Genomic DNA, 12650 nt, shown 5'->3' on the forward strand with positions numbered 1-12650 from the left:
GCGGCGGCGGGGTCCGGGAGATGGCCGCGGCGCCGCCACGAGGTGAACGCCCGCGGGAGTGAGCGAACGCTCACACGCGCGTAGGCTCGTGCCGAGTGTTCGCCGTCCGGGGACGACCCCGACGGCACCGCGCCCGTACGTCGGAACTAGGGTCGGCTGCCGGGCCCGGTCGACCCACATCCTTCGGCCACAGCAACTTCACATCGGAAGCGAGATTTCACCACCGTGACTGCTCTCACTCTCAGCACCGCCGCGGTCCCCGGCCTGCGGGCCGACGCGATCGTGATCGGTGTCGCCAAGGGCTCCGCGTCAAAGCCGGGAGGTCCCGTCGTCGCACCGGGCGCCGAGGCCGTGGACCAGGCGTACGACGGCGGACTCGCCGGCGTCCTGGAGACCCTCGGCGCGTCCGGTGCCGAGGGCGAGGTGACGAAGCTCCCCGCGCCGGCCGGCTTCAAGGCGCCGCTCGTGGTGGCGGTGGGCCTCGGCGCCCAGCCCGAGAAGGACTCCGGCTACGACACCGAGGCGCTGCGCAAGGCGGCCGGTGTGGCCGCCCGTGCCCTCGCCGGTTCCAAGAAGGCCGTGTTCGCCCTGCCCCTGACGGACGCCGCCGACGCCGGCGCGGTCGCCGAGGGCGTGCTGCTGGGCGCGTACTCCTTCGACGTCTACAAGGACAACGGCAAGTCCGCCAAGGACGGCAAGAACGGCAAGGCGCCGCTCGCCGAGGCCGCGCTGCTCGGCGGCAAGCCCCGCGACAAGGCGTACAAGGCCGCGGTCGAGCGCGCCACCGCCGTCGCCGAGGAGCTGAACCGCGCCCGCGACCTGATCAACACGCCGCCGAACGACCTCAACCCCGAGGCGTTCGCCGCCATCGCCCAGGCGGCGGCCAAGGAGCACGGCATCAAGGTGCAGGTGCTCGACGAGAAGGCCCTGACCAAGGGCGGTTACGGCGGCATCCTGGGCGTCGGCGCCGGGTCGGCGTCGGGACCGCGGCTGGTGAAGCTGTCGTACACCTCGTCCAAGGCGAAGAAGCACCTCGCGCTGGTCGGCAAGGGCATCACCTACGACTCGGGCGGCATCTCGCTGAAGCCGGCTGGGCACAACGAGACGATGAAGTGCGACATGAGCGGTGCCGCCGCCGTGTTCGCCGCGGTCGTCGCCGCCGCGCGGCTCGGTCTTGAGGTCAACGTGACCGGCTGGCTGGCGCTGGCCGAGAACATGCCGTCCGGCTCGGCGACGCGCCCGGGTGACGTGCTGCGCATGTACAGCGGCAAGACGGTGGAGGTGCTCAACACGGACGCCGAGGGCCGGCTGGTCCTCGCGGACGCGCTGTGGGCGGCCTCCGCGGAGAAGCCGGACGCGATCGTGGACGTCGCGACGCTGACCGGGGCGATGATGCTGGCGCTGGGCAGCCGGACGTTCGGGATCATGGCGAACGACGACGCGTTCCGCTCCGCGGTGCACGAGGCGGCGGAGGAGGTCGGCGAGCCGGCGTGGCCGATGCCGCTGCCGGAGCACCTGCGCAAGGGGATGGACTCCGCGACCGCCGACATCGCCAACATGGGTGAGCGGATGGGCGGCGGGCTGGTCGCGGGCCTTTTCCTGCGCGAGTTCGTGGGTGAGGGGATCACCTGGGCGCACCTGGACATCGCCGGGCCGGCGTTCAACGAGGGCGGGCCGTTCGGGTACACGCCGAAGGGTGGGACGGGGTCGGCTGTCCGCACGCTGGTGCGGGTTGCCGAGCTGGCGGCCGCGGGTGATCTCGGTTAGGGGCGCCTAGCCGACCGGGGGTGCGGGGAGTCGTGCGGCCGCGGGTCCGTTGTGGCTGGTCGCGCAGTTCCTCGCGCCCCTTTCGGGCCGGCTGCGGCCGACCCTCTCCGCAAGTACCGCGGACCGGCCGCGCCCGCGCGGCGGAGCCGCAGATCAGACACAGCCCCGCGCCCCTTTCGGGCCGGCTGCGGCCGACCCTCTCCGCAAGTACCGCGGACCGGCCGCGCCCGCGCGGCGGAGCCGCAGATCGGATGCAGGCCCGCGCCCCTTCGGGTCGGCTGGGCGCGCCCGTGCGGTGGAGTCGCAGGTCGGACACAGTGCCGCGTCCTCAGGGGGCTGTCCTCCCGTCGGCTGTGAGTGAACGTGGGACGTCTCACACCACGGCCCGGCGTCTCGTTCGGGTTCCACAAGTGCGAAGATGGGGCTCGGCAGGACAGGGCCCCATCCAAGGGCCGAGAACATAGAGCGGCCGGACACCAGCCGCCGACCGGTCACTGGAGACCGGCGTGGCGCACATGCATGGAGGACGTGACGTGGCGAACGACGCCAGCACCGTTTTCGACCTAGTGATCCTCGGCGGTGGAAGCGGTGGCTACGCCGCGGCCCTGCGCGGGGCGCAGCTGGGCCTGGACGTCGCCCTGATCGAGAAGAACAAGCTCGGCGGCACCTGCCTGCACAACGGCTGCATCCCCACCAAGGCCCTGCTGCACGCGGGCGAGATCGCCGACCAGGCCCGCGAGAGCGAGCAGTTCGGCATCAAGACGACCTTCGAGGGCGTCGACATGGCGGGCGTGCACAAGTACAAGGACGACGTGATCGCCGGCCTGTACAAGGGCCTGCAGGGTCTGGTCGCCTCCCGCAAGGTGACCTACATCGAGGGTGAGGGCCGGCTGTCCTCCCCCACCTCCGTGGACGTCAACGGCCAGCGCGTCCAGGGCCGCCACGTCCTGCTGGCGACCGGCTCCGTGCCGAAGTCGCTGCCGGGCCTGGAGATCGACGGCAACCGGATCATCTCCTCCGACCACGCCCTCGTCCTGGACCGCGTGCCGAAGTCCGCGATCATCCTGGGCGGCGGCGTCATCGGCGTCGAGTTCGCCTCCGCGTGGAAGTCCTTCGGCGCCGACGTCACGATCGTCGAGGGCCTCAAGCACCTCGTCCCGGTCGAGGACGAGAACAGCTCCAAGCTGCTGGAGCGCGCCTTCCGCAAGCGGGGCATCAAGTTCAACCTGGGCACCTTCTTCCAGAAGGCCGAGTACACCCAGGACGGCGTCAAGGTCACCCTCGCCGACGGCAAGGAGTTCGAGGCCGAGGTCCTGCTCGTCGCCATCGGCCGCGGCCCGGTCTCGCAGGGCCTGGGCTACGAGGAGCAGGGCGTCGCCATGGACCGCGGCTACGTCCTGGTCGACGAGTACATGCGCACCAACGTCCCGACGATCTCCGCCGTCGGTGACCTCGTCCCGACGCTCCAGCTCGCGCACGTCGGCTTCGCCGAGGGCATCCTGGTGGCGGAGCGTCTGGCCGGTCTGAAGACCGTCCCGATCGACTACGACGGTGTCCCGCGGGTGACGTACTGCCACCCGGAGGTCGCCTCCGTCGGTGTCACCGAGGCCAAGGCCAAGGAGATCTACGGCGCGGACAAGGTCGTCGCTCTGAAGTACAACCTGGCGGGCAACGGCAAGAGCAAGATCCTGAAGACCGCGGGCGAGATCAAGCTCGTCCAGGTCAAGGACGGTGCGGTGGTCGGCGTCCACATGGTCGGCGACCGTATGGGCGAGCAGGTCGGCGAGGCCCAGCTGATCTACAACTGGGAGGCGCTGCCGGCCGAGGTGGCCCAGCTCATCCACGCCCACCCGACGCAGAACGAGGCGATGGGCGAGGCCCACCTGGCGCTGGCCGGAAAGCCCCTCCACTCCCACGACTGACGCTCTCGGGCATCGGGCGCGACGACACAGACTTCCGCACTTTTAAAGGAGCAACCGAAACCATGGCGGTTTCCGTAACCCTTCCGGCGCTCGGCGAGAGCGTCACCGAGGGCACTGTCACCCGCTGGCTGAAGGCCGAGGGCGAGCGCGTCGAGGCCGACGAGCCGCTGCTCGAGGTCTCCACCGACAAGGTCGACACCGAGATCCCCGCTCCCGCCTCCGGCGTGCTGTCCTCCATCAAGGTCGCCGAGGACGAGACCGTCGAGGTCGGCGCCGAGCTGGCTCTGATCGACGACGGCACCGGCGCCCCCGCGGCCGAGCAGGCACCGGCCGCCGAGCAGGCCGCCCCGCCGGCTCCCGCCCCGGAGCCGCAGGCCCAGCCCTCCGCCGAGCAGGCCGCCCCGGCCCCGGCGCCCACCGCCGAGGCCACGGCCGGCGGCGGCTCCGCCCAGGGCACGGACGTGGTCCTGCCCGCGCTCGGCGAGTCCGTCACCGAGGGCACCGTCACCCGCTGGCTGAAGTCGGTCGGTGACACCGTCGAGGCCGACGAGCCGCTGCTGGAGGTGTCGACGGACAAGGTCGACACCGAGATCCCCGCCCCCGCGTCCGGCACGCTGCTGGAGATCGTGGTCGGCGAGGACGAGACCGCCGAGGTCGGCGCCAAGCTCGCCGTCATCGGCGAGGCGGGTGCCGCTCCGGCCGCCGCCCCGGCCCCGGCCGCCCCCGAGGCCCCGGCGCAGCCCGCGCCCGCCCCGGCTCCCGCCCCGGCTGCCCCCGCCCCGGCTCCGGCTCCGGCGCCCGCCCCGGCGCCCGCTGCTCCGGCTCCGGCCCCGCAGCAGGCCGCCCCGGCGCCCGCTCCGGCCCCGCAGGCGCCCGCGGCCCCGGCTGCCGTCCCCGCCGCCGCCCAGGCGACGGACGAGGGCGCCTACGTGACCCCGCTGGTGCGCAAGCTCGCCGCCGAGAACGGCGTCGACCTGTCCACCGTCAAGGGCACCGGCGTCGGCGGCCGTATCCGCAAGCAGGACGTCATCGCCGCCGCCGAGGCCGCGAAGGCCGCCACCGCCGCCCCGGCCCCGGCCGCCGCTGCGGCGCCCGCCGCGAAGAAGGCCCCGACCCTCGAGGCCTCCCCGCTGCGTGGTCAGACCGTGAAGATGCCGCGGATCCGCAAGGTCATCGGCGACAACATGGTCAAGGCCCTGCACGAGCAGGCCCAGCTCTCCTCGGTGGTCGAGGTCGACGTCACCCGTCTGATGAAGCTGCGCGCCCGCGCCAAGGACGCGTTCGCGGCACGTGAGGGCGTCAAGCTCTCCCCGATGCCGTTCTTCGTCAAGGCCGCGGCCCAGGCGCTGAAGGCGCACGCGCCGATCAACGCCAAGATCAACGAGGCCGAGGGGACCATCACCTACTTCGACACCGAGAACATCGGTATCGCGGTGGACTCCGAGAAGGGCCTGATGACCCCGGTCATCAAGAACGCCGGTGACCTCAACCTGGCCGGCATCGCCAAGGCGACCGCCGACCTGGCGGGCAAGGTCCGGGCGAGCAAGATCAGCCCGGACGAGCTGGCCGGCGCGACCTTCACCATCTCCAACACCGGTTCGCGCGGTGCGCTGTTCGACACGATCATCGTGCCCCCGGGCCAGGTCGCGATCCTCGGCATCGGTGCCACGGTCAAGCGTCCGGCCGTCATCGAGACCGAGGAGGGTACGGTCATCGGCGTCCGCGACATGACCTACCTGACCCTCTCCTACGACCACCGCCTGGTGGACGGTGCCGACGCGGCCCGTTACCTGACGGCGGTCAAGGCGATCCTGGAGGCGGGCGAGTTCGAGGTCGAGCTCGGTCTGTAGTTCCGGCGGTCCCGCGAGGGACCGAGGATCTCAACGAGGTCGAGCTCGGCCTGTGAACCGACCCGTGATCCCGTGACCGCTTGATCCGCGGTCGCCGACACGGTCGTACGGTGCCCCCGTCGGGGAAGCTTTCGAGGCTTCCCTGGCGGGGGCACCGGCGTATGGAACGTGTAAGTCTCGTCTCACCTGGGCGAAAGCGCCCCCGTGCGCCCCTCCCGGGCGGGCTCGCCGCCGTATTGTCTAAGCGTCAAAGCCCCCCGGGGGCCTGTGGGCCCCTCCCTAAGGAGCCCTCATGACCGCGCCCGTCGTCCACTCGCTGCGCGAACAGATCCGCGAGCACATCCTGGAAGGGATCATCAGCGGACGCTGGCAGCCGGGCGAGCGGATCGTGGAGCGGCGGATCGCGACCGAGCTGGAGGTCAGCCAGACGCCCGTACGGGAGGCGCTGCGCGAGCTGGAGTCGCTGCGGCTGATCGAGTCGGCGCCGAACAAGGGCGTGCGGGTACGGAACCTCACGGCGGCCGACCTGGAGGAGAGTTACCCGGTGCGGGCCGGTCTCGAGGCGATCGCGGCGGAGCTGGCCGCGGGGCGGCTGGCGGAGGACTGCTCGGCGCTGGAGCCGCATGTCGCGGCGCTGTACGAGGCCGACCGGTTGTCCGACGGGACGGGGCAGGTGCGGCACACCGTGGGGTTTCACCGGGAGTTGGTGCGGGCGGCCGGCAACTCGGTGTTGCTGCATACGTGGGAGGGGCTGGGGATCGAGGTGTTCACGGCGCTGTCGATACGGTGGCTGGGGACGGTGCAGCAGTCTTACGCGGAGGAGCACGAGGAGTTGGTGGCCGCGTTTCGGCGGCGGGATCCTCTGATCGCTGATCTGGTCAAGGCGCATGTGCTGGGGTGCGCGCCTCGGGCGTAGTGCCGGGAGTTTTTCGCCCCCGCCGCCCCTTCCCGTCCCTGGGGGCTTCGCCCCCAGACCCCCTTCGCGCCCACGCGGCGAAGCCGCATGTCGACACAGCCCCGCGCCCCTGGAGGGGCGCGGGGAACTGCGCGACCAGCCACGACGGGCCCTCGGCCGCCATACGACCGACCCACCCGGGCTCATCCGCGCGCACACCTCCTCACCTGCGCAAACACCCCGACTGGACAGTCACCCCGTGCCACGAGCAGAGGCACCGCGTGCCTACTTTCTCGGGATCGAGAGATTTTGCCCCTCAACCCTTTGATCGATCATCGATCAGCGAGTTACAGTCGCCAGCGGGCTTGCACCCGAGCCCTCCGCCCTGTCCTGCCAAAGACACAAGGGCACCCCCCTTCGACTGAGGAAGGCGGCGACATGACGACCGACCCCAACGCCATCCAGCCGAGCGAGCTCGACCAGCTCCCGGACCGCGACCCCGAGGAGACCGCCGAGTGGCAGGCCTCCCTGGACGCCGTCACCAAGGCGGCCGGGCCGCACCGTGCCGCGTACCTGATGCGCCGCACGCTGGAGCGTGCCGAGGGAGCCGGCCTCGCGCTGCCGAAGCTCCTCGAGACGGACTACGTCAACACCATCCCCACCTCCGCCGAGCCCGCCGTGGACGGCGACGAGGCGATGGAGCAGCGGATCACCGCCTGGAACCGCTGGAACGCGGCGGCCATGGTGACCCGCGGCAGCAAGCACGGCGTCGGCGGCCACATCGCCACCTTCGCCTCCGCGGCCTGGCTCTACGAGACCGGCTTCAACCACTTCTTCCGCGGCAAGGAGGGTGACGGCTCCGGCGACCAGCTCTACATCCAGGGCCACGCCTCCCCCGGCATCTACGCCCGCGCCTTCCTCGACGGCCGGATCGGCGAGCAGCAGCTCGACAACTTCCGCCGTGAGGCGGGCGGCAACGGCCTGCCGTCGTACCCGCACCCGCGCCGCCTGCCCTGGCTGTGGGAGTTCCCCACCGTCTCCATGGGTCTCGGGCCGATCTCCGCGATCTACCAGGCGCGCTTCAACCGCTATCTGACCAGCCGCGGCATCAAGGACGTCTCCGACTCCCACGTGTGGGCGTTCCTCGGTGACGGCGAGATGGACGAGCCCGAGTCGACGACCGCGCTCACCCTCGCCTCCCGCGAGCAGCTCGACAACCTGACCTTCGTCATCAACTGCAACCTGCAGCGCCTCGACGGTCCGGTCCGCGCCAACTTCAAGATCGTGCAGGAGCTGGAGGCCCAGTTCCGCGGCGCCGGCTGGAACGTCATCAAGACGCTCTGGGGCACCGCCTGGGACGAGCTGTTCCGGCTCGACACCACCGGCGCTCTCGTACGACGCCTCCGCGAGGTACCCGACGCGCAGGTGCAGACGTACCAGACGCGCGACGCCGCCTACATCCGCGAGGACTTCTTCGGCAAGGACCCGGCGCTCGTCGAGATGGCGAAGCTGCTGAGCGACGACAAGATCCTCGAGTGCTTCCACCTCTCGCGCGGCGGCCACGAGTCCCGCAAGGTGTACGCCGCGTACAAGGCCGCGCTCGCCCACAAGGGCGCGCCGACCGTGATCCTGGCGCAGACCGTCAAGGGCCACACCCTCGGTGAGGGCTTCGCCTCGAAGAACGCCAACCACCAGATGAAGAAGCTGACGGTGGACGAGTTCAAGGCGATGCGCGACCGGCTGGAGCTGCCGGTCTCGGACTCCCAGTTCGTCGACGGCGTCGTCCCCTACGTCCACCCGGGCGCCGACTCCCCCGAGGTCCGTTACCTCCAGGAGCGCCGCGCCGCCCTCGGCGGTCCGGCCCCGGCCCGCCGCGTGCACCCGGTCGCACCGCTGCCGCAGCCCGCCGACAAGGCGTTCGCCGCCTTCGACAAGGGCTCCGGCTCGCAGAACGTGGCGACCACCATGGCGTTCGTCCGCCTGGTCAAGGACCTGGTCCGCGACAAGGAGACCGGCAAGCGCTGGGTGCCGATCGTCCCCGACGAGGCGCGCACCTTCGGCATGGAGAGCCTCTTCCCGTCCCTCGGCATCTACTCGCCGATGGGCCAGACGTACGAGCCGGTCGACCGCGACCAGCTCATGTACTACAAGGAAGCCAAGAACGGGCAGATCTTCAACGAGGGCATCACCGAGGCCGGTGCCATGGCCGAGTTCGTCGCCGCCTCGACGTCGTACGCGACGCACGGCGAGACGATGATCCCGTTCTACATCTACTACTCGATGTTCGGCTGGCAGCGCACCGGCGACCAGATGTGGCAGGCCGGCGACCAGCTGGCCCGCGGCTTCCTGGTCGGCGCCACGGCCGGCCGTACGACGCTGACGGGCGAGGGCCTGCAGCACGCCGACGGCCACTCGCCGGTCATCGCCGCGACCAACCCGGCGGCGCTGACGTACGACCCGGCGTTCGCGTACGAGATCGGTGTCATCGTCAAGGAGGGTCTGCGCCGGATGTTCGGCGAGGCCCTGCCCGGCGAGGACCAGAACGTCTTCTACTACCTGACGGTCTACAACGAGCCGCTGCCGCAGCCCGCCAAGCCGTCGGCGGCCGGTGTCGACGAGGGCATCGTCAAGGGCCTGTACCGCTTCAACACGGCGGAGTCCGCGGGTCTGTCCCCGGCCGCGAACGCGCCGCGGATCCAGCTCCTCGGCTCCGGTACGGCGATCCACTGGGCGCTGAAGGCGCAGAAACTGCTCGCCGAGGAGTGGGGTGTGGCCGCCGACGTGTGGTCCGCCACCTCGTGGACCGAGCTGCGCCGGGACGCCATGGAGGCGGACGAGGCGCTGCTGCGGGGCGAGGACCGGGTGCCGTTCGTCCGGCAGGCGCTCCAGGGCGCCGAGGGTCCGGTCCTCGCGGTCTCCGACTACATGCGCCAGGTCCCGGACCAGATCGCGCAGTGGGTCGAGCAGGACTACTCGTCGCTGGGTGCCGACGGCTTCGGTCTGTCGGACACCCGTGACGCGGCCCGCCGCCACTTCGGCGTGGACGCCGAGTCCATCGTCGTCGCGGCCCTGGCCCAGCTCGCCCGCCGCGGTGAGGTCCAGGCCGCGTCCGTGAAGGAAGCGCGCGCGAAGTACGGCCTGTGACGGCTTGATCATGCAGGAGGCCCCCGCCGTGGCGGGGGCTTCTTGCATGATGGGGCGCATGCGTGCTGCTCGGCTGATCAAGATGGTGCTGCTGCTCCAGTCCCGGCCCTCCATGACCGCCGCCGAGCTGGCGCGGGAGCTGGAGGTGTCGGAGCGGACGGTCACCCGGGACGCGCAGGCGCTGTCGGAGGCCGGGGTGCCGGTGTACGCGGACCGGGGGCGGATCGGCGGCTACCGGCTGGTCGGCGGGTACCGGACGCGGCTGACGGGGCTGGCGCGCGGGGAGGCGGAGGCGCTGTTCCTGTCCGGGGTGCCGGGGGCGCTGCGCGAGATGGGGCTGGAGGACGCGGCGTCGGCGGCCCGGCTGAAGGTGTCGGCGGCCTTGTCGCCGTCCCTGCGGGACGCCTCCCGTACGGCGGCGCAGCGGTTCCATCTGGACGCGCCGAACTGGTTCAGCGAGCCGGAGACGCCCGAGCTGCTGCCGGCCGTCGCGGACGCCGTGTGGGACGACCGGCGGGTCACCGCCCGGTACCGGCGTGACGGCGGCGAGGTGGAGCGGGAGCTGGAGCCGTACGGGCTCGTGCTCAAGGCGGGGGTCTGGTACCTGTGTGCGCGGGTTTCCGGGGGCGGGTCCTTCCGGGTGTACCGGATCGACCGGTTCACGGCGGTGGAGGCGGGCGCTGAGCGTTTCGAGCGGGCCGAGGATTTCGATCTGCCGGCGTTCTGGGGGGAGCGTGCGGAGCAGTTCGCGCGGTCGATTCTGCGGGCGGAGGTCGTGGTGCGGCTGTCGGCGGAGGGGGTGCGACGGCTGCCGTATGCCGTGGATGCGGCTGCGGCGCGGGAGGCGTTGGTGCGGGCGGGGGAGCCGGATGGGGGTGGGTGGGTGACGGTGACTCTGCTGGTGGAGTCCGAGGAGGTTGCTCATGATCAGCTGATGGCGCTGGGGGCGGAGGTGGAGGTGCTGGCGCCTTCGGCTCTGCGGGAGCGGTTCGTTGCGGGGGCTGTGCGGCTGGCGGAGCTGTACGGGCGGTGAGAACACGGGTGCTGGAAAGGGGCCCTTTTCGATTCCCTGGTGCGGGGAGAGTGCCCTCTGGGGTTTCCGCCCCCGCCGTCCCGTCCCGTCCCGTCCCTGGGGGCTTCGCCCCCAGACCCCCCTCGCGCAGTTCCCCGCGCCCCTGTGTGCGCGCCCCTGTGTACGCGCACTGCGGGTGCGTCCGCGGTGCGTAGGGTCGATGCTTGACCTCGTGATGGACGAGACGGAGTTCTGGGAGCTGGTGGATGCCGCCCGTGAGGACGCCGGGGGTGATCCGGAGGAGCAGGCCGATCTGTTGGTGGAGCGGCTGCTGCGGCTGGACCCGGAGGCGGTTCTGGACTTCGCCCGTCACTTCGAGTCCCGTTATCACCGCGCCTACCACTGGGATCTGTGGGGCGCCGCCTGGGTGCTGCTGGACGGGGCGAGCGACGACGCCTTCGACTACTTCCGGTGCTGGCTGATCGGCCAGGGCCGGGAGGTGTTCGAAGGCGCGCTGCACGACCCGGACGCGCTGGCCGGTCTGCTGGACGAGTTCGACGAGGAGGTCGACGGCGACGGCGAGGACCTCGGTTACGCGGCGGACGAGGCGTACGAGCAGCTCACTGGGACGGTGGCGCCCGACCTCGACCTGCCCCCGGCCCCCGCGGAGCCGGAGGGCACGCCGCTCGACTTCGAGAACGAGGCCCTGCTCGCCGAACGCTACCCGCGGCTGTGGGAGCGGTTCGGGGGCTGAGCGGCGGGCTCGGTCACAGGCGCCGGTGGGGGCTCGGCGCGTGGCGCAGGGGCGCGGCGTTGGCCTGCATGAGGGCGGCGGCGGTGTGGGCCGTAGGGCCCAGGACGACGGCGGCGGCGGCGCACAGGGCCGTCCAGGGGCGGCGCAAGGCGTCCGCCCAGGTGGTACTTCGGTCGGGCGTGTCGTTCATGGGACCTGCTCTTCGTTCCGTGTGTTCCGTGTGTTCCGTGTGTCGTTGTCGTTCCGTACGGCGGTCTGGGTGTCGTCGGGCACGGTGCCCCCGGTCTCACGTCCCTGGAGGCGGGCCGCCATGGTCCTGATCTCCGGGAGGCGGGCCTTGAGGGCGGCACCCGGGCAGTCGGTCATGTAGCCGTCGCTGTGACCGGCGACCGCGGGCAGGACGGCGGCGGTGCCGACCGCGTAGCGACTGCCGCCGCTGCTGGAGACCAGCCGGACGTCGGCGCGCGGGTCGGTGCCGGACGTACCGAGCTTCCAGGCGGCCACGGCGGCGATCGCGCGCAGCATCTCCTGCGGCACCTCGACCCCCTCGGTGAAGGTGCCGAGGGCGGCGATCCCGGTGGTGCGGTGGTTGAAGCCCTGGGTGTGGGCGCCGGTGACGGGGCGGTCGGTGCCGCCCGCGCGGCCCTCGTAGACGGTGCCGCAGCGGTCGACGACGAAGTTGTAGCCGAGGTCGTCCCAGTCGCGGGCGCCGGTCTGGCCTTCGTACAGGCCCCGGATGATGCCGGGGGCGTCGGTGCAGACGTAGCCGTTGGGCGAGTCGGTGTGGTGGACGAAGACGGCGACGACCTCGTCGTCGTAGCGCGGCGGCGGCTGTTCCCGCTCGGCGTCGCCCAGCCAGACGGAGCGGGGTACGACGGTCGGCGCCGGCGCCTGATGGGCGGCCGTGGCCCGCGCGGCGCTGCGCGCGGCGGAGTTCTCGGCGGCGTGCTCCACGCCGTAGGCGCACAGCACCAGGGCGACGGCGGCGGCCACGCCCGGCAGACAGCCGAGCGGCGCCGTGACGGCCCGTGGCAGGCGCGGGGAGCCGGGCCCGCCGGGTATCCGGGGGGAGCGGCGCTGCCGCGCTCCGCGCGGTCTCCTGGGGACACGCATGAGCCCACTGTGGGCCGGTCCGCCCACGTCTGCGATCCGTACTGCGCCACCCGGTGGAACCATCGCCTTGGTCCGCGACGTTTTCCCCGGTACACGCGCGCGTGGCCGCATTCCCGCGGCCGTCGCGCGCGTGGCTGATCACCGGGCCCCTCCCCCACGTACTGATGGGCCGGTGGTCCCGAGAGAAAGGCGG

Annotated in this window: 9 protein-coding genes; 7 read left to right on the forward strand and 2 right to left on the reverse strand. The window is 71.9% G+C overall.

Going from position 1 to position 12650, the window contains the following annotated elements; translation table 11 throughout:
• Positions 1-225: 225 nt before the first annotated feature.
• The 7 genes from AMK33_RS27250 to AMK33_RS27280 all read left to right on the forward strand — a co-directional run bounded on the left by AMK33_RS27250 (position 226) and on the right by AMK33_RS27280 (position 11344).
• Entirely contained in the window at positions 226-1767 is a 1542-nt protein-coding gene (locus AMK33_RS27250; RefSeq protein ID WP_073935616.1) for a leucyl aminopeptidase, read from the forward strand.
• A gap of 533 nt (positions 1768-2300) precedes the next feature.
• Complete coding sequence (lpdA, locus tag AMK33_RS27255) at positions 2301-3689, forward strand: dihydrolipoyl dehydrogenase (RefSeq protein ID WP_073935617.1); 1389 nt, start codon at positions 2301-2303, stop codon at positions 3687-3689.
• Positions 3690-3751: 62 nt separating this feature from the next.
• The gene (gene sucB, locus AMK33_RS27260) at positions 3752-5539 is read left to right on the forward strand and encodes a 2-oxoglutarate dehydrogenase, E2 component, dihydrolipoamide succinyltransferase (protein WP_073935618.1); all 1788 of its coding nucleotides are present in this window, start codon (positions 3752-3754) and stop codon (positions 5537-5539) included.
• Positions 5540-5831: 292 nt separating this feature from the next.
• Positions 5832-6455 (forward strand): GntR family transcriptional regulator, encoded by a 624-nt coding sequence (locus AMK33_RS27265; protein WP_030228993.1) that lies wholly within the window; start codon positions 5832-5834, stop codon positions 6453-6455.
• A 417-nt stretch (positions 6456-6872) separates the two neighbouring features.
• Positions 6873-9578, forward strand: a complete 2706-nt coding sequence (aceE, locus tag AMK33_RS27270) for a pyruvate dehydrogenase (acetyl-transferring), homodimeric type (RefSeq protein ID WP_073935619.1) — start codon at positions 6873-6875, stop codon at positions 9576-9578.
• A 58-nt stretch (positions 9579-9636) separates the two neighbouring features.
• Complete coding sequence (locus AMK33_RS27275) at positions 9637-10611, forward strand: helix-turn-helix transcriptional regulator (RefSeq protein ID WP_073935789.1); 975 nt, start codon at positions 9637-9639, stop codon at positions 10609-10611.
• Positions 10612-10825: 214 nt separating this feature from the next.
• Positions 10826-11344, forward strand: coding sequence for a DUF4240 domain-containing protein (locus AMK33_RS27280; RefSeq protein WP_073935620.1), 519 nt, complete (start codon positions 10826-10828; stop codon positions 11342-11344).
• Between the two features lie 13 nt (positions 11345-11357).
• Here the strand turns inward: AMK33_RS27280 and AMK33_RS42975 are convergent, their stop codons facing one another.
• Both AMK33_RS42975 and AMK33_RS27285 read right to left on the reverse strand, forming a co-directional pair.
• On the reverse strand, positions 11358-11534 hold the full coding sequence (locus AMK33_RS42975; RefSeq protein WP_167748595.1) for a hypothetical protein: 177 nt from the start codon (positions 11532-11534) through the stop codon (positions 11358-11360).
• Positions 11531-12457: a peptidoglycan recognition protein family protein gene (locus tag AMK33_RS27285; RefSeq protein WP_235618224.1), complete on the reverse strand. Its 927-nt coding sequence runs from the start codon at positions 12455-12457 to the stop codon at positions 11531-11533. The genes AMK33_RS42975 and AMK33_RS27285 overlap by 4 nt, the downstream gene beginning before the upstream one ends.
• Positions 12458-12650 lie beyond the last annotated feature (193 nt).

The organism is Streptomyces sp. CB02400 (assembly GCF_001905725.1).
GTDB lineage: Bacteria > Actinomycetota > Actinomycetes > Streptomycetales > Streptomycetaceae > Streptomyces > Streptomyces atrovirens.

Excerpts from the sequence above, each read along its gene's own strand:
- sucB (WP_073935618.1), top strand. The coding sequence starts at position 3,752 with ATGGCGGTTTCCGTAACCCTTCCGGCGCTCGGCGAGAGCGTCACCGAG.
- AMK33_RS27265 (WP_030228993.1), top strand. The coding sequence starts at position 5,832 with ATGACCGCGCCCGTCGTCCACTCGCTGCGCGAACAGATCCGCGAGCAC.
- aceE (WP_073935619.1), top strand. The coding sequence starts at position 6,873 with ATGACGACCGACCCCAACGCCATCCAGCCGAGCGAGCTCGACCAGCTC.
- AMK33_RS27275 (WP_073935789.1), top strand. The coding sequence starts at position 9,637 with ATGCGTGCTGCTCGGCTGATCAAGATGGTGCTGCTGCTCCAGTCCCGG.
- AMK33_RS27280 (WP_073935620.1), top strand. The coding sequence starts at position 10,826 with ATGGACGAGACGGAGTTCTGGGAGCTGGTGGATGCCGCCCGTGAGGAC.
- AMK33_RS42975 (WP_167748595.1), bottom strand. The coding sequence starts at position 11,534 with ATGAACGACACGCCCGACCGAAGTACCACCTGGGCGGACGCCTTGCGC.
- AMK33_RS27285 (WP_235618224.1), bottom strand. The coding sequence starts at position 12,457 with ATGCGTGTCCCCAGGAGACCGCGCGGAGCGCGGCAGCGCCGCTCCCCC.